We start from the raw sequence: 16,315 nt of genomic DNA on the forward strand, positions 1-16,315 counted from the left end.
CTTCGGCGCGCACGCCGCAGAGGGGTGTGATGGGAGGGGAGGACACATGAACGGTCCCGTGAGGCGCATCCTCTGGGTCGACGACGAGATCGACCTCCTGAAGCCCCACATCATCTTCCTTGAGGGAAAGGGATACGAGGTCGGCACGGCGACGGGCGGCGAGGAAGCTGTCGAGATGATCCGTGAGAAGCCGTACGACATCGTGTTGCTGGACGAGATGATGGTCGGCATGGACGGACTGGAGACGCTCGGGCTCATCAAGGAGATCGACCCGGCACTCCACGTCGTCATGGTGACCAAGAGTGAGGAAGAGGAACTGATGAACGATGCGCTCGGGCGGCGCATCGACGACTTCCTGATCAAGCCGGTCAAGCCGACGCAGGTGCTTCTGGCGATCAAGCGCATCCTGGACGGGCGAAAGATGCGGCGCGACCAGACCGCCCAGAGCTACGCATCCGAGTTCAACGAGCTCCAGCGCCGACTGATGGAGCCGATGAACTGGGAGGAGTGGATCCAGCTCTACGTGCGTCTGGTGCACTGGGATCTCGAGCTCGACAAGAACCGCGATCCCGGACTTCAGCAGACGCACGGAGACCTCAGACAGACCGCCAACGCGGAGTTCGGGCGCTTCGTCTCCGGGGAGTACGGGGCCTGGGTCAACGACGAGATCGACCGTCCCACGCTGTCGGTCGACATCTTCGAACGCTTCGTGGCGCCGCTTCTCAAGGCGCGAAAGAAGGTCTACTTCGTCGTTCTGGACTGCATGCGGCTCGATCACTGGCTGAGCATCCAGAGCGACCTCGAAGGACTTTTCTCGATCACGAACAGCTACTACTACTCGATCCTGCCGACGGCCACGCCGTTCTCGAGGAACTCGCTCTTCGCGGGCCTGTGGCCGGTCGAGATCACGCAGTACGTGCCGGATCTCTGGGCGACCCCGGCGCGCGACGAGTTCAGCAAGAACCGGCATGAGCGGAGGCTCATGGACCTGCAGATCGACCGCCACGGACTCCGCTTCTCGCCGGAGCACAAGTACGTGAAGATCTACGAGAAGGACGAGGCCGAGAACGTCAAACGGCAGATGGCCTCGTTCGTCGACCGGCGGTTCGTCTCGCTGGTCTATAACTTCGTCGACATCCTCTCGCACTCGCGTTCCGAGTCGGAGATCCTCCAGGAGATCGCGCCGGACGAGGCGGCGTTCCGCTCCCTCGTGCGGTCATGGTTCAACCACTCGGCGCTCTACGACATCATCGCGGAGATGGCCAGGCAGGGCGCGACGGTCGTCCTGACCACCGACCACGGCGCGGTGCTCGGCAGGAGGGCAGCGCTGATCCGCGGCAACCGCGACACCTCGACCAACCTGCGCTACAAGTTCGGCAGCAACCTCGGATGCGACGAGAAGGAGACGTTCCTCATCAAGGAGCCGGCGAGGTTCAAACTCCCGGCCGACGGCGCCAGCAAGCAGTACGCGATCGCCAAGGAGGACTACTACTTCGTCTACCCGACGGAGTTCCACCGTTACGAGCGGCAGTACAAGGGCAGCTTCCAGCACGGCGGCATCTCGCTCGAGGAGATGATCCTGCCGTGCGCCGTCATGGAGCCGAGATCGTGACCGGACCACCAGCAGAAGAGGGTGCGCTCAGGTTCAGGACGACGTCGCCGGACGAGACGCGTGAGCTGGGCCGTCGTGTGGGTCAACGCGTCGAACCGGGTGCGTTCATCGGCCTGATCGGCGACCTCGGCAGCGGGAAGACCGTCTTCGTGCAGGGACTCGCGCTCGGTCTCGAGTGCGACGAACCTGTGTCCAGCCCGACCTTCGTGATCATCAACGAGTACTCCGGCAGGCTTCCCGTCCATCACGTCGACCTCTACCGGTTGACGGACGAGGCGGCGGTCGAGTCGCTCGGTTACCGTGAGCTCTTCTGGAGCGACGGCGTGACCGTCGTCGAGTGGGCCGAGAGGGCGGGCGCGCTGGTGCCCGACGACCGACTCGACATTCGGCTCGGCCATGTTTCGGAGTCCGTTCGGTCGTTCGATGTCCGCGCGACAGGTCCGTCCTCGTCGGCGCTCCTGTCGCTGCTCGAAGCGGCGGTCGGGGGAGAAGACACATGAAGGCGCTGACGATCGAAACATCGACAGAGCTCGAGTGCGTCGGCCTGGTGGTCGACAACGAGCTTGTGAGCGAGCGGAGCGTCGAGGCCGGGAGAGGACGGGACCTCGAACTGCTCGAGGTGGTGCGCGAGGTGCTCGCCGGCGCCGGCATGCGACCCGGTGATCTCGATCTCGTGGCCGTCTCGTCGGGGCCGGGGCGCTTCACGGGCCTCCGGGTCGGCATGGCCACCGCCAAGGGACTGGCGGCGCCCGGCGGACCGGACGTTGTTGCGGTCTCGACGCTGAGGGCCCTGGCTGCCTCGTCGGGCCTGGCCGGCACGGTCGCGCCGCTTCTCGACGCGCGGCGTGGCGAGGTCTACGCGGCGCTCTTCGAGGGCGGCCGGAGGCTCTCGGACGACATCGCCTGTGCGCCGGGCGAGCTGGGACGCGCGCTCCCGAAGGTGGACGGCGCGATCGCGTGCGTCGGCGGCGGCGCGCTGGCCTACCGGGACGCGGTCGCCGACGCGCTGGGAACCTCCGCGGTCATCGTCGAGGAGGCGCCCGTGAGACCCGATCCGGGCGCGCTCGCACGTCTCGCTGAGACGGCTCCGCCTACCGCTCTCGCGGACATCGAGCCGATCTATGTTCGTGGCGTGGGGGCCGTGAAGCCGGTTCCCCCGAGGGACTCCGGATGAGCGAGGTGACCGTGCGCCCGATGCGGTTCACCGACCTCGAGGCGGTCGAGGCCATCGAGCAGAAGGTCTTCTCGACGCCTTGGAGCCTGAGCTCGTTCCGGGAGGGGCTCGCCGCCGGCGCCTCGTTCTCGTGGACGGCCGAGGAACGGGGCCGAGTCGTCGGGTATCTTGTCTCCTGGGTGGTCGAGGACGAGCTTCACATCGGCAATCTGGCCGTCGCCCCGGCACACCAGGGGCGTGGGATCGCCAGACGGATGGTCGAGCACGCACTCGGCGACGCCGCCGGGCGCGGGGTCACTTGGGCCGCTCTCGAGGTGCGCCGCTCGAACGTCAGGGCCCAGCGACTCTACGCATCGTTCGGGTTCAGCCGGGTCGGCGTTCGCCGCAGATACTACTCGGACGATGGGGAGGACGCGATCGTCATGGGGCTCGAGGTGCGCGGGGGAGCGCGATGAGCCGCTCCCGCGTTCGGGAGGCTGCGGCCGAGCTCAGGCGCTTCGGTGTCGAGGCGCCCGCGGCCGGCATCGTGCTCGGCTCCGGGCTGTCGTCGTTCGTCGACGGCCTCGCAGGTCCGATGTCGCTTCCGCTGGCGGAGCTCCCTGGCGCTCCGGTCACCAGCGTCGGCGGACACCGCGGCGCGGTCGTCCGCGGCTCGCTCGCGGGGCGCGAGGTCGTCGCTCTCGCGGGCCGCGTTCACTACTACGAAGGGCGAGGCGTCGACGAGGTCGCGTTCGGGGTTCGGCTTCTGGCGGAGCTCGGCGTGGAGACGCTCATCCTGACGAACGCGTCAGGCGGCATCGACACAGGCTTCTCGGTCGGCGACCTGGTGCTGATCGCGGACCAGATAGGCCTCATCTGGGGCAGAGCGGTTCCCGGCGAGACGTTCCGCGCGGCGGGCGCCTACTCGAAGCGACTGCGCGCGCTGGCCCGGGACGCCGCGTTCGACGCGGGCGTCCCGGTCAGAGACGGTGTCTACCTCGGCGTGCTGGGTCCCTCATACGAGACGCCCGCGGAGATAGCGTTCGCGAGGCGCACCGGGGCGTCCTGCATCGGCATGTCGACCGTCACGGAGGCCGCGGAGGCCCACAGGCTGGGGCTTGAGCTCCTCGGTGTGGCGCTCGTGACGAACATCCCGCTGCCGGGGCGGGCCGAGGAGACGACGCACGACGAGGTGCTCGCCTCGGGACGGACGGGGGCGAAGCGGCTCCTTTCCCTCGTATCCGGGGTGCTCGAGCGTCTATAATGGATGCGCGGACGCGCCACCACCTCGAGGCGGGCGAAGCGCTCGGCGACTGGAGGAGACCACGATGGACGGCATATCCTGGCTGAGACGCCGCAAACCGGGCATCAAGGAGACCGCCAAGCGGGAGGTGCCCGACGGCCTCTGGAGGAAGTGCGACGCCTGCGGCGAGATCATCTACCACAAGGAACTCGAACGGAACCTGTGGACCTGCCCGTCGTGCGGGTACCACTTCCGGATCTCTGCGCCGCAGTACCGGGACATCCTGGTCGACACCGGGAGCTTCGTCGAACTCCTCTCAGGCATCGAGTCGGTCGACCCCCTGGGGTTCGTCGACTCGAAGAAGTACACGGACAGGCTCGAAGCCGCCAGGCAGAAGACCGGGCAGCGCTCGGCCGTCATGACCGGCAGCGGCCGCATGGACGGTCATCTCGTGATGCTCGGGATCCTCGACTTCCGTTTTCTCGGCGGCAGCATGGGCTCAGTGATGGGTGAGAAGCTCGCCAGGCTCACCCGAATGGCTATCGAGGAGCGGGTTCCGCTCGTCACGCTGTCGAGCACGGGCGGCGCCAGAATGCAGGAGGGGATCCTCTCTCTCATGCAGATGGCCAAGACGAGCGCCATGCTGGCACGTCTCCACGACGATGGGTTGCTGCACGTCGCCATCCAGGCGCACCCCACGACCGGGGGCGTGACGGCGAGCTTCGCGTCGCTCGGCGACGTCATCATTGCCGAGCCCGGGGCGCTCATCGGCTTCGCCGGGCCGCGCGTCATTCAGCAGACCATCAGGGCCGAGCTGCCGGAGGGGTTCCAGCGTTCCGAGTTCCTGCTGGAGCACGGGATGGTCGACATGGTCGTTCACAGGAAGGAACTCAAGAACGCCGTCGTGAGGCTCCTCAGGTTCTTCGAGGAGGAGCGGAGCGGGACGGAGGACGCGCTTGGACAGGCAAGAAGGCAGGGCCTTTAGTTCGTATCGGGCGTGCCTCGACTGGCTCTTCGCCCGGCATCGCTTCGTCATGAAGCCGGGGCTTGAGCGCGTCGAGCGGCTGCTCTCATCGGTGGGTTCGCCCCATCGGAAGTTCCGCATCGTCCACGTCGGAGGCACCAACGGGAAGGGCTCCACGGCCTGCCTGATCGCATCCATCCTCACCGAGCACGGGCTCCGGACGGGACTCTACATGTCGCCGCACGTCACGAGCTTCGTTGAGCGGATGTCGATCGACGGCCGGGCCATCGCACCCGAGCGTGTCCTCGACATCGTCGAGCGTCTCAAACCGGCCGCCGACGAGATCGAGGCCACGTTCTTCGAGATAACGACCGCCGCGGCAGCCGTCTACTTTGCGGAAGAGGGGGTCGACATCGTCGTGGCGGAGGTCGGTCTCGGCGGGAGGCTCGACGCGACGAACGCCCTCGAATCGGCTCTGTCGGTCATCACGCGGGTCGCGATCGACCACGCCGACATCCTCGGGAGCGACGTGGCGGCCATCGCCGCAGAGAAGGCCGGGATCATCCGGCAGAGCGGCTCCGTGGTCTGCGGCGCCGAGGGCGACGCCCTCGACGTGGTCCGGGGTGTCGCGGCCGCCAGGAAGGCCCGGTTCATCGATGTCCGCGACGCGTCGAAGCTCTCCGGGATCCAGGTGTCGACGAACGGCAGTTCGTTCGACTTCACGTACGGAGACCGGAGCTACGAAGAGCTCTCGATCTCGATGCTGGGAGGCTTCCAGCTGGAGAACGCGCGTGTCGCGCTCGTGGCCGCGCACGAGCTGGACCGCCTGGGGATCGTCACACTCAACGAGCCCGCGCTCAGGAGAGGGCTTCTCGAGGGAAGCTGTCTGGGCCGCATGCAGATCATCGACCGACGCCCGACCATCGTGGCCGACGTCGCGCACAACCCCGACGGCGCCCACGCACTCATGGTCTCGGTCGGCGAGGTCGTCAAGTACGAGAGGATGATCGTCGTCCTGGGCATCATGGGCGACAAGGACATCAAGGGCTTCGTTGCCGCTCTCGTCGACTACGTTGACCTCGTGATCGCGACAGCGCCGTCGGCGGACCGCGCCGCGGACGCGGAGGAGCTGGCTGAGGCCGCGCGCGAAGTGGGCATCGAGGCGAGGGCGGTTCCCTCGCCCGGCGCCGCCATCGAGCAGGCGATCTCCGAGGCCCGGGAGGGTGACCTTGTCTTGGTGACGGGTTCCCACTACACTGTTGGCGATGTCATGACGAGTCTGGGCGTCGGTCAGACGCTGGGCGCATAGGCACGGCTGGGAGGAAGCAATGGCGAACGTCGTCCTCAAGGGAGTCACGAAGGTCTTCGACGGCGACGTCGTCGCGGTCGACAACGTGAGCCTCGAGGTCCAGGACCGGGAGTTCGTCGTCCTTGTCGGACCATCGGGGTGCGGCAAGTCGACGCTTCTGAGGATGATCGCAGGGCTCGAGGAGATCACGGAGGGCGAGATCTCCATCGACGATAGGATCGTGAACGACGTGCCCCCGAAGGACCGCGACATCGCCATGGTCTTCCAGAACTACGCTCTCTACCCTCACATGTCGGTCTACGACAACATGGCGTTCGGGCTGAAGCTCAGGAAGCTCCCGAAGGACGAGATCGACGCGAGGGTCCGTGAGGCGGCAGAGATCCTCGGGATCGAGCAGCTTCTCGACCGGAGGCCGAAGGCTCTCTCCGGCGGCCAGCGCCAGCGCGTGGCGGTCGGCCGCGCCATCGTGCGGAAGCCGAAGGTGTTCCTCTTCGACGAGCCGCTGTCGAATCTCGACGCGAAGCTCAGGGTCCAGACCCGGACGGAGATCTCGAAGCTGCACGAGCGTCTCAAGGCCACCATCATCTACGTCACGCACGACCAGACGGAAGCCATGACGATGGGAAGCCGGATCGTCGTTCTGAAGGACGGCCTGGCCCAGCAGGTGGCGGGTCCTCTCGAGATCTACCAGAAGCCGGTCAACCGCTTCGTCGCCGGCTTCATCGGGAGCCCCGCGATGAACTTCATCGAGGGGAAGCTCGAGCGCGAGAACGGCCGCGTACGCTTCGTCTCGGAGGGCATCGAGGCGGACGTACCGGAAGCACGTGCCGCGGGCCTCGGAGGCACCGAGAGCGCGGTCGTCTTCGGCATCCGCCCGGAGGACATCTTCGACGCGTCCGAGGAGTCGAGGCTCGAGAACAGCACCCGAATCTCGGCGAAACTCGATGTCGTCGAACCCATGGGGAACGAGATCTACCTCTACTTCAAGCTCGGCGGTCAGGACATGGTCGCGCGGATCGACGTGCGTGAGCCCCCGGCGGTCAACACCACCCTCGATCTGGTCATCGACATGGACAGCGCTCACTTCTTCGATCTCGAAAGCGGCCGTTCGCTGGTCGCCGACGGTGAGGAGTGAGCGGTCCCTTGCCTCACACGCTCGGTATCGACATAGGCGGAACGAACGTCCGGGTCGCCGTCGTCGACGACGACGGCCGTCCGGATGAACTCGAGGGCAGCGGCTGGAGCGGCGGCGCGCCCGAGGAGTGCGTGTCGGTCGTCTCCTCGCTCGTCGAGCGCGTCGGTCCGTCCGGCCCCCTCGCCGTGGCGGGATGCGGCTGCGCCGGTCTGGTCGACCATGACCACGGCATCGTCACGAGCTCTCCGAATCTCCCGTTGTGGCGCGACGTCCCACTGGGCGCGATGCTGAGCTCCAGACTCGACATGCCCGTCATTATCGAGAACGACGCCAACGCGGCAGCGTACGGAGAGTACGCGGCCGGCGCCGCGGCCGGAGCGAGGAACGCCGTGATGCTGACCCTGGGTACGGGACTCGGCGCCGGATTCGTCCTGGGCGGTCGTCTCTACCGTGGGAGCCACGGACTCGCGGCCGAGTACGGACACACGACGATCGAGGTCTCCGGCGAGCCCTGCGCCTGCGGGGGGTCGGGCTGCCTCGAGAACCTCGTCAGCGCCGGTGCCCTGACGGCCCGCGCCCGAAGGCTCATCGCCTCGGGGCGGCAGAGCTCGCTCGGCGAGGCCGGAGACGAGTTCACCGCGGCCGAGGGCGGCCGCGCGGCGTCTTCGGGCGATGCTGTCGCACTGGACGCCCTCGCCGAGACCGGCCGCTATCTGGGCGTCGGTCTGGCCAACCTCGTCAGGACGCTCGATCCCGATGTGGTCGTGATCGGCGGCGGCGTCGCCGGCGCGGGTCAAACGCTTCTCACCCCCGCCCGCGAGGAACTCGAACGCCGGCTCTCCGGCTGTCCATCCCCGCTGCCGCGGCTCGTCTTCGCCGAGCTGGGGAACGCGGCCGGCGTGGTCGGCGCGGCTCTTCTGGCGCGCGCCTCGCTGGCCGGTTCCTGACGCCCGGCGTGGACGTGGGACGCAGGCCGCGGCGCCGGGGGTTCTCCGAGGACGCGAGGCGGTAACGTGATCCCCATCCTCTTTCTTGCGCTCGCCCTGTCAGCGACCTCCCCGCAGCAGGCGGGGGGCGATGACGGCTTCATCATCTCAGCCGACACGGTCGAGGGAAGCGAGGGCCCCGAGGGAAGGGTCGTCGAACTCTACGGGAACGTCTCGATCACGCGTCGCGGCGCCGTCCTCACCGGCGCTCGAGGCACGGTCTACGAGGACACCGGACTCGCCGTCATCAGGGGGAACGTGCGCGGAACCGACGGGCCCGCCTCGATCGCATGCGACTCGCTCAGATACTATCGTGACGACGACGTGGCCGTTCTGACCGGGAATGCGTCGTACGCCGACACATCGGTCGTCGCCCGCGCGCGCCGCATCGACATCTACCGTCTGGACGAGATCGCTGTCTTCTCGGGGGACGTCGTGGCCGAGGACGTCGACGGCGAGGCCGAGCTCACCGCGCAGCGGCTCGTCTACGACGCCGCCCGCGGCGAGGCCCGATCGTACGGGGATCCAGTCCTCACGACCTATGACGATGAGGGTGCGATCGATGCCGTGCTTCGTGGAGACGTCATCGAGATGGCCACGGAGACGGAGACGATCAGGGCCTTCGGAAGCACGCGGATCGAGACGCGCGACGTCATGGCGCGGGCCGGGGTGGCGACACTCTTCGGGGAGGACGAGAGGATCGTGCTCGACGGCTCGCCGTCGGTGCAGCAGGACACCGACCGGATGAGCGGCGGGCGCGTGGTCGTCGCGACGGCGGACGGCGAGATCGAGCGCGTCGACGTGACGGGGGGTGCGCGAGCCGACTACACGATCGAACCCGACGAGCCCGGAGGTGACCTTGAGTCCGGCTACGTCGCGGGCGACAGTCTGACGATGTACTTCGCGAACGGGGATCCGGTCAGGACCTTCGTCCGCGGTCGGGCCGAGAGCGAGCACGCCGTCGGGCTCTCCGGCGAGCGCAACACGCTGTCGGCGCGGACCATCGACGTCAGGTTCTCCGAGGGCAGGATCAACCGGGCGACCTTCCGCGGGAACGCCCAGGGCGTCTACGTCTTCGTCCCGGAGGATGGGGGAGAGACGGCCGGGAGCGACACGACGGCCTTCGACCGGGTGGCCTACGCGTCGACGACGATCGACTACTACGTTCCCAGGAACAGGATCGTCCTCACGAAAGGAGCCCGGGTCGAGTACAAGAGCACCGAGCTCAGGGCCGGGCGGATCGAGTTCGACCCAGAAGAGGAACTGATGATCGCGAGCGAGAGTCCTGACCTCCTTGAGGAGGGCGAGCGACTCGTGGGGTCGCGTCTCGGCTACGACCTGAGCGACGAGTCGGGCGCCGTCGTCGGTGGCGTCACGACATTCGAGGAGGGGCTCTACGCCGGCGACTGGATCGTACGCGAGTCCGACGGCTCACTGAGCGTCAGGGACGGCGTCTACACGACGTGCGCCGACGAGCACCCGCACTATCGGCTGGTCGCGTCGCGGATGCGCATCTACCTCGATGACAAGGTCGTCGCGCGGCCCGTCATCCTCTACATCGGTGAGATCCCGGTGCTGGCACTCCCGTTCTATGTCTTTCCCATCCGCAAGGACAGGCACTCGGGGTTCCTCATTCCGACCATCGAGGTCGGCCTGTCCGGGGACAAGGGCCGGTTCGTGCGGAACTTCGGCTACTACTGGGCCCCGAACGACTACGTCGACGTCTCCGCCTGGGCCGACTACTACGAGCAGACGAGATGGGTCGGTCACCTCAAGGCGCGCTACAAGGTGCGCTATGCCCTGTCCGGATCGGTCGAGTCGTCGTTCACCGACGAGCTGGCGGGCGGAAAGCGCCGCTGGGACCTCAAGGTCACCCACCGCCAGGAGTTCGGCCGCCACTGGACGGCCGGCGCCTCCGGGGACTTCCGGAGCGATGCCGCGTACGCCACCGACACGAACCAGACGATCGAGGAGAGCGTCAACAGGAGCCTCCACTCCCAGCTGTGGTTCCGGGGGCGGTGGAGCGGTGTCTCGGTCGGCGTGACGCTCGACCGCAGGGAGGAGCTCGACCAGGACCGCGTGTCGGAGCTCCTGCCCAAGGCCGACATCTCGTTCTCGTCGAAGCCCATTCTGTCGGCGGAGAGGGACGACGGCGCGTTCAGAAAACTGCTCTCCGAGATATCCGTCGGCTGGAGGGCGCTCGCCGTCAACGACAGGGACACCTCGGGAGACGACGAGGAGGTGCACCAGGGCGTGGGGGTGTCGATGTCCCTGCGTTCGAGCATCAAGGCGTTCCGGTGGGTCAACCTGACCCCGCGGCTCAACATCAGGGCGAACGTCTACGACCGGGGCCGCGACGGCGGGGAGTTCCCGACGAGGGTGACCTACGACGCGGGTGTCTCGGCCGGCACGACGGTCTACGGGACCTTCATGCCCGAGATCGGCCCCGTCAGAGGGGTGCGCCACATCGTGGAGCCGTCGGCCTCCTTCTCCTGGACCCCGGAGTTTTCGCAGTACTTCGAAGAGGACGGGACCGACCGCTTCTACTCCTTCAGCGGGTTCGGAGGCACGCCGGGGGCGAGGAAGTCCCTGAGCCTCTCGCTCGTGAACAGGCTTCAGGTGAAGCTCTCCTCTGGTGACGACACCCGCAAGCTGGACAATCTGGCGAGGCTGTCGTTCCGGAGCAGCTACGACTTCCGTCGCGACGACGAACGGTGGTCCGATCTGTCATCGGGGTTCGAGCTTCGCCCGGGCCGGGCGCTCTCCTTCCGGTGGTCGGGACGCCACGACCCGTACGACGGCTGGGCCATTCAGAACTCCAGTCTGACGACGACGGTCACGCTGAACGGGAGCGCACCGGCGGCCGACCGGACGTGGGAGGACCGCGTGCAGGACATGGCGTCTCCGAGCCCGGTCGACGAGCTGAGACAGCAGATCGCGGAGCGCGCGAGATCGGGACTCACGACGCTGAAGCCGTGGAGCGCCTCGATGACCTTCCGGTACTCGAGAGGAGCGTCGTCCGCCAGCGAATCGTACTGGGTCGACGGCAGCGTGGCCTTCTCGCCGACGCCGAAGTGGCGGCTCAACTACTCGCTGCACTACGATCTCGAGGCCGGCGAGGTCGCCAGCCAGGAGTACACGATCTATCGTGACCTCCACTGCTGGGAGGCCCAGTTCACGCGCCGCTACTACAACGACGAGTGGCAGTACTACTTCAGGATCAGTGTCAAGGCGCTTCCCGAGCTCCAGGCCGAGTCCGGCGAGCGCTACCTTTCACGAGGAATCCGCTAGCCGCCACATCGATCCCCGGGGCCCCGCCGGTCACCCCTCAGCTCGAGCGGTGTACGGAGGTCTTCTCTCCGCTACGAAGGGCATCCCACGGCCTGACCCCCGCAGGGCGGGCGGCTTCTGCATTCGAGACCGCCCTCCCGTGTCACGCGTCCGCCGGACGACCGAAGCCGCACGTTGCGCGCCGCGGTTCGACGGGGTCTCGGCCCCGGTCCAGTGTCGACCAGATACGCCTCTAAGTGGCCATGGGACAAGTCCTTACAGATTTAGCGCGCGACCCCACGAGGGGGGGCCAACACGGCCGGTGCCGCCTTGTGAAAAGGCCCGTTCGATGGGGCCTTCCTCAGGGGGGTGCGCCGGAAGCGCCAGCCAGTAGGGGAATTCCTGTTGACAGAATGAGGGGTGTGTTGTAGCGTGTCCCCAACTTCGTCAGCTTGAGCGGATGTGGTGCTTGTGAGACTGGTTCCTGAGAGGGGGTTGCAGGATGAACAAGGCGGAACTCATCGAGAAGGTCGCGCAGCGTTCAGGGCTTTCGAACCGTGCAGCGAAGGACGTCGTCGACTCGATCTTCGCGGTCGACAACGGGATCATCGCCGAGGAGCTCAAGAGCCGCGGCAAGGTCCAGATCACGGGCTTCGGCACCTTCCAGGCCGACAAGCGCAACGCCCGCGACTGGCGGATCCCCGGCACCGACAGGACGAAGCACGTGCCGGAGCACTTCGCGCCGAAGTTCAAGGCCGGTAAGTCGCTGAAGGACACGGTCAAGTAGAACGACCCGAGCAGGGTACACGACTCAACGGGGAGCGGAGAGTCCTGGACTCTTCTCTCCCCGTTTCTCTTTGCTCGCCGGATGACGCACGTCCGGCGGGAGGACGAGTATGCAGCAGCTGGTCGCTACCGTCATCAGGCGGACCGAGACCGGGCGCCGGACGACGTCCACGGGGCTGTCGGCGAGACGGCTGTCGCTCCGCGTCAGGGTCGAGGGGCCCGTCGAGAAGGCCCTCGCCGTTCCTGACCGGGTGAAGGGCAGGGAGATGACCATCGTGCGCGAGGTGCCGGGTCGATGGGGCATCCGCCGGGGCGACACGATCGTGCTCAGCCGGAAGGAGAGCGCGAGGGCGCTGTGTCCAAGGAGGGCATCGCTTCCCGAGCTCCCGTCGGGCGCCGACGCGGTGAGGCTCGACACCGGCGACATCGACAGAGACGGCTTCGAGGAGGACCGTCTCTCGAACGCCTTCGTGGAGGCGGTGCTCAAGCCCCACCGCGGCGCGCGCCTCGCATCGCTCAGGGACTGCGGCGGCGTCGACCGCTTCGCGCAGCCCTTCGAGCACATCATGGCGGGGAAGTACGTGCTCCTCGGGGGCGCCGAGGACCTCATCTTCGAATCGGGTTCGCCCGGGAAGCTCTGGAACGCCGCCCTCGAACGCGAGCAGGGCGGGGCCGGCGAGGCCGTGTACGGAACGAAGCTCAAGAGCCCCGCCCACGTTCGCCTCCGGAAGCGCGCGTGGACGGAGCCGGGTCTCCCCGGTGTCATCACCGAGGTCCGCATCCGGTATGACGGTACGTCGAACGACGAGGCCGGACGGGAGAGCGCGGACGAGGACAGGACGGCGATCTCGTACGGCATCAGGCTCTCGACGGCGGTCACCGGAACCGCGTCGAGGAACGTCTTCGACGTCCCCGGCCCCGGCGGCGTCAAGGTCGTCCGGTACGTCAGGCCGCCTCACGGCAGGCGCTGGCGATGGCGCGACTGGAGGGACGAGAGCTTCGGGCTGAGGGGAGGCTTCCTGATCAGCCGTCACGAGGTGCTCGGGCGCCCTCTCATGGTGCTTTTCAGCGCCCGCCGGGCGCTCTGCGTGGGCATCCGGAACGACCTTCCGGGGCCGGAGGTCGTGCTGCGGCACAGGACGGTCCGCCTCAGAGCGGATGCTGAGCGGCCGTGGGGCGCGGCCTTTCTGTCGGGCGATGCCTCGTGCGCGTCCGGTAAGAGCGCGCTGCTTCTTTCCCGCGACAGAACGGGCACAAGACTTGCGGTCAGCGTCCGGACGGCGCGACGTGTCGAGCGGATCCGGGCCTCGCTTCTGACGGCGGGCGGACGGCGGCGGCTGACGCTCCGCCCCGTCGAGGTCCCGTACGCCGGACATCTGCATACGGGCGTGCTCGAGGACCTGGACGCCATGAGGCGGCTGGCATGCCGCGTGCGCGTCGCCGACGACGTGCTCCGCGCGGCGCTGGAGGACGCATGATAAGGGCGCTCGAACCCCTGACGCTCGGATACGACTGGGAGATGGCCGTTCTCAGGCCGTCGGGTGAGAACGTGTCCGAGAAGGACGTCACCGAGCTGGGCGACGACCTGCGCTCGAAGCTGTCCTGGGCGGAGACCGGCACCGATTTGGAGCTTCTGGAGAGCCGGATCGGCGCGGTCCGGAGCTTCGGTGAACTCCTGAAGAAGAGCGAGCGCTTCGACGAGGTGCTCACGGAGGAACTCGAGCGCCGAGGGTGGGGGCTGCTCCGGCTCGGAGCGAGGCCGTTCCAGATGGAGCCCGTCGGGGCGCACGTCCACGTGGGGACCGTGTCGAGCACGCGGGCGGCGATCGGTATCCAGAACGGGATGATCCCGTACACTGCGCCTCTCGCCGCGCTCTGCGTCAACAGCGCCGTCTACCGGTCGCGCTGGGGCGACTACAAGAGCTACCGCGTCGCGTCGTTCGCGGAGGGCTGCTCGACCCCACAGGGCGTCTACCGACCCGAGACGTCGCAGTGGATCTGGGGTACGGACGTCAACGCGAAGCATGCCTGGGGCTCGACCGTCGAGCTCCGGGTCGCAGACTGTACAGGGTCGGTCCGCCTGATGTGCGAGGTCACCGCGTTCGTCGCGGGCATGATGTTCCACGTCGCGGAGCACGGGCTCGACCGCGAGGTCGGCACGGACGAGTATCGCGAGTTCCTCGTGAACCGCTGGCGGGCCGCTCGGCACGGTCTTCAGGCCGTGTTCGAGCGGAACGGACGAGGGATCGAGGTCGTCTCACTGTTGACAGAGATGCTGGAGATGGCGCAGGATGGCCTTGAACTCCTCGGGACGTCCGTCGGAGATCTGAAGGTCGTCCGGGCCATGCTCAGGAAGCGCCAGACGCAGGCCGACTTCCAGAGGGCGCTTTTCGAGATGGACGGGTGCGATCCCTATCGCCACACGCGGACCATGATGAACGTTCAGAGGGATCCCAGGGCCTTCGAGCGCTACCTGCGGACGGCGCCGATGCTCGAAGCACTCGAGCCCGAGGACCACGACGCGTTCCTCCTCGGCCTGGTCGAGGTCGAGACGCCCTACCATATGCTGCTCCGTGCGACTCCGCTCGGACCGGACGCTCTCGACCGTCTGCTCGAGCGTCTCGTGCGCGAGGGCCTCGTCGTCGAGGGGCGGGACCCCATGGGGGTCAGAACGTATACGCGGGCCGGCGCCCTGCCCGAGCAGCCGAACTGACGGCCGGGGCGTCCGCCGGGAGGTGACGCATGGGAGAGGTGTCCAGCATGGTCGAGCTTCTGGGAGTGCTCCTGAGGCTTCTGGGACTCGATCGGAACGCCCTGCTGCCGGCCGTCGCGCTGCTCATACTCTTCTTCCTTCTGGCGGTCCCCGCGGGTCTCCTCGCGCAGTCCCGCAGGATCGCCACGGGGCGACAGGGGATCGTCGGCGAGCGGGGAAGGACGGTCGGCGCACTGGACCCGGAGGGCAAGGTCTTCGTCCACAGCGAGTACTGGAACGCCGTCGCCGACGAGCCGATCGGTGAAGGAGAACGGATCGTCGTGACCGGCGTCGACGGCATGAGGCTCAGGGTCGAGCGGGATCCTCAAGGGAGGTAGCGCATGGTTGGAACCGTCATACTCATACTGGTCGTGCTCGTCCTGCTCGCGAAGTCGGTCTACGTGCTTCGCGAGTACGAGCGCGGCGTCGTCTTCCGGCTCGGCCGGTTCACCGGCGTCAGGGGCCCGGGCTTCATCCTCATTATCCCGTTCATCGACCGACTCGTCCGCGTGGGGCTTCGGATCATCGCCATGGACGTCCCGCCGCAGGATGTGGTGACGAGGGACAACGTCTCCGTCAAGGTGAATGCGGTCGTCTACTACCGGGTGTTCGAGCCGAATCTCGCCATCATCGAGGTCGAGGATTTCGACTACGCGACCTCCCAGCTCTCGCAGACGACGCTTCGAAGCGTGATCGGTTCTGTAGAGCTCGACGAGCTATTGTCCGAGCGGGACAAGATCAACCAGGAGCTGCAGTCGATCCTCGACAAGCAGACCGACAGCTGGGGCATCAAGGTCTCGGCGGTCGAGGTCAAGCACGTCGACCTGCCCGAGGGCATGCAGCGCGCCATCGCCCGCCAGGCCGAGGCCGAGCGCGAGCGCCGCGCAAAGATCATCCACGCCGAGGGCGAGCTCCAGGCTTCAGAGAAGCTCTCTCAGGCCGCGACGGTCCTCGCCAAGGAGCCGTCCTCGATGCAGCTCCGTTTCCTGTCGACATTGACCGAGATCTCGGCCGAGAAGAATTCGACGATCATCTTCCCCGTGCCGATCGATCTGGTCGAGGCGTTCATGAAGAGATTCAGACCGAACGAGTCCTGACCTCTCTA

General features: G+C 67.3%; 15 protein-coding genes. All 15 read left to right on the forward strand.

Features of this window, described 5'->3' with window-relative positions; genetic code table 11:
• The first annotated feature begins 46 nt into the window (after positions 1–46).
• The 15 genes from GF405_05735 (at position 47) to GF405_05805 (ending at position 16,307) form a co-directional block, all read left to right on the forward strand.
• Complete coding sequence (locus GF405_05735; protein ID MBD3367658.1) at positions 47–1,612, forward strand: response regulator; 1,566 nt, start codon at positions 47–49, stop codon at positions 1,610–1,612.
• Positions 1,390–2,112 (forward strand): tRNA (adenosine(37)-N6)-threonylcarbamoyltransferase complex ATPase subunit type 1 TsaE, encoded by a 723-nt coding sequence (tsaE, locus tag GF405_05740; GenBank protein ID MBD3367659.1) that lies wholly within the window; start codon positions 1,390–1,392, stop codon positions 2,110–2,112. The genes GF405_05735 and tsaE overlap by 223 nt, the downstream gene beginning before the upstream one ends.
• Positions 2,109–2,786, forward strand: a complete 678-nt coding sequence (tsaB, locus tag GF405_05745; GenBank protein ID MBD3367660.1) for a tRNA (adenosine(37)-N6)-threonylcarbamoyltransferase complex dimerization subunit type 1 TsaB — start codon at positions 2,109–2,111, stop codon at positions 2,784–2,786. The genes tsaE and tsaB overlap by 4 nt, the downstream gene beginning before the upstream one ends.
• Positions 2,783–3,241, forward strand: coding sequence for a ribosomal-protein-alanine N-acetyltransferase (gene rimI, locus GF405_05750; GenBank protein MBD3367661.1), 459 nt, complete (start codon positions 2,783–2,785; stop codon positions 3,239–3,241). Before tsaB ends, rimI begins: the two co-directional genes overlap by 4 nt.
• The gene (locus GF405_05755; protein ID MBD3367662.1) at positions 3,238–4,029 is read left to right on the forward strand and encodes a purine-nucleoside phosphorylase; all 792 of its coding nucleotides are present in this window, start codon (positions 3,238–3,240) and stop codon (positions 4,027–4,029) included. Before rimI ends, GF405_05755 begins: the two co-directional genes overlap by 4 nt.
• A gap of 64 nt (positions 4,030–4,093) precedes the next feature.
• Positions 4,094–4,993 carry an acetyl-CoA carboxylase carboxyltransferase subunit beta gene (locus GF405_05760; GenBank protein MBD3367663.1) on the forward strand — a complete coding sequence of 300 codons (900 nt, stop codon included), beginning with the start codon at positions 4,094–4,096 and terminating at the stop codon, positions 4,991–4,993.
• The gene (locus GF405_05765; GenBank protein MBD3367664.1) at positions 4,965–6,281 is read left to right on the forward strand and encodes a bifunctional folylpolyglutamate synthase/dihydrofolate synthase; all 1,317 of its coding nucleotides are present in this window, start codon (positions 4,965–4,967) and stop codon (positions 6,279–6,281) included. Before GF405_05760 ends, GF405_05765 begins: the two co-directional genes overlap by 29 nt.
• 19 nt (positions 6,282–6,300) lie before the next feature.
• A complete protein-coding gene (gene ugpC, locus GF405_05770) occupies positions 6,301–7,416 on the forward strand; it encodes a sn-glycerol-3-phosphate ABC transporter ATP-binding protein UgpC (GenBank protein MBD3367665.1) in 1,116 nt (371 codons plus the stop codon).
• A complete protein-coding gene (locus GF405_05775) occupies positions 7,413–8,363 on the forward strand; it encodes an ROK family protein (protein ID MBD3367666.1) in 951 nt (316 codons plus the stop codon). Before ugpC ends, GF405_05775 begins: the two co-directional genes overlap by 4 nt.
• Positions 8,364–8,429: 66 nt before the next feature.
• Entirely contained in the window at positions 8,430–11,693 is a 3,264-nt protein-coding gene (lptD, locus tag GF405_05780; protein MBD3367667.1) for an LPS assembly protein LptD, read from the forward strand.
• 481 nt (positions 11,694–12,174) lie between these two features.
• Entirely contained in the window at positions 12,175–12,459 is a 285-nt protein-coding gene (locus GF405_05785; protein MBD3367668.1) for an HU family DNA-binding protein, read from the forward strand.
• A 109-nt stretch (positions 12,460–12,568) separates the two neighbouring features.
• Positions 12,569–13,936 carry a hypothetical protein gene (locus GF405_05790; protein ID MBD3367669.1) on the forward strand — a complete coding sequence of 456 codons (1,368 nt, stop codon included), beginning with the start codon at positions 12,569–12,571 and terminating at the stop codon, positions 13,934–13,936.
• Positions 13,933–15,171, forward strand: a complete 1,239-nt coding sequence (locus GF405_05795; protein MBD3367670.1) for a hypothetical protein — start codon at positions 13,933–13,935, stop codon at positions 15,169–15,171. Before GF405_05790 ends, GF405_05795 begins: the two co-directional genes overlap by 4 nt.
• A gap of 29 nt (positions 15,172–15,200) precedes the next feature.
• On the forward strand, positions 15,201–15,548 hold the full coding sequence (locus GF405_05800) for a hypothetical protein (GenBank protein ID MBD3367671.1): 348 nt from the start codon (positions 15,201–15,203) through the stop codon (positions 15,546–15,548).
• Positions 15,549–15,551: 3 nt separating this feature from the next.
• Positions 15,552–16,307 (forward strand): slipin family protein, encoded by a 756-nt coding sequence (locus GF405_05805; GenBank protein ID MBD3367672.1) that lies wholly within the window; start codon positions 15,552–15,554, stop codon positions 16,305–16,307.
• Positions 16,308–16,315 lie beyond the last annotated feature (8 nt).

This window comes from Candidatus Effluviviaceae Genus V sp., from assembly GCA_014728125.1.
In the GTDB taxonomy this organism is placed as follows: Bacteria; Joyebacterota; Joyebacteria; order Joyebacterales; family Joyebacteraceae; genus WJMD01.

What these genes read in the sequence shown, in the direction of transcription:
- GF405_05735 (MBD3367658.1), top strand. Translation starts at nt 47, where the DNA reads ATGAACGGTCCCGTGAGGCGCATCCTCTGGGTCGACGACGAGATCGAC.
- tsaE (MBD3367659.1), top strand. Translation starts at nt 1,390, where the DNA reads ATGCGACGAGAAGGAGACGTTCCTCATCAAGGAGCCGGCGAGGTTCAA.
- tsaB (MBD3367660.1), top strand. Translation starts at nt 2,109, where the DNA reads ATGAAGGCGCTGACGATCGAAACATCGACAGAGCTCGAGTGCGTCGGC.
- rimI (MBD3367661.1), top strand. Translation starts at nt 2,783, where the DNA reads ATGAGCGAGGTGACCGTGCGCCCGATGCGGTTCACCGACCTCGAGGCG.
- GF405_05755 (MBD3367662.1), top strand. Translation starts at nt 3,238, where the DNA reads ATGAGCCGCTCCCGCGTTCGGGAGGCTGCGGCCGAGCTCAGGCGCTTC.
- GF405_05760 (MBD3367663.1), top strand. Translation starts at nt 4,094, where the DNA reads ATGGACGGCATATCCTGGCTGAGACGCCGCAAACCGGGCATCAAGGAG.
- ugpC (MBD3367665.1), top strand. Translation starts at nt 6,301, where the DNA reads ATGGCGAACGTCGTCCTCAAGGGAGTCACGAAGGTCTTCGACGGCGAC.
- GF405_05785 (MBD3367668.1), top strand. Translation starts at nt 12,175, where the DNA reads ATGAACAAGGCGGAACTCATCGAGAAGGTCGCGCAGCGTTCAGGGCTT.
- GF405_05790 (MBD3367669.1), top strand. Translation starts at nt 12,569, where the DNA reads ATGCAGCAGCTGGTCGCTACCGTCATCAGGCGGACCGAGACCGGGCGC.
- GF405_05795 (MBD3367670.1), top strand. Translation starts at nt 13,933, where the DNA reads ATGATAAGGGCGCTCGAACCCCTGACGCTCGGATACGACTGGGAGATG.
- GF405_05800 (MBD3367671.1), top strand. Translation starts at nt 15,201, where the DNA reads ATGGGAGAGGTGTCCAGCATGGTCGAGCTTCTGGGAGTGCTCCTGAGG.
- GF405_05805 (MBD3367672.1), top strand. Translation starts at nt 15,552, where the DNA reads ATGGTTGGAACCGTCATACTCATACTGGTCGTGCTCGTCCTGCTCGCG.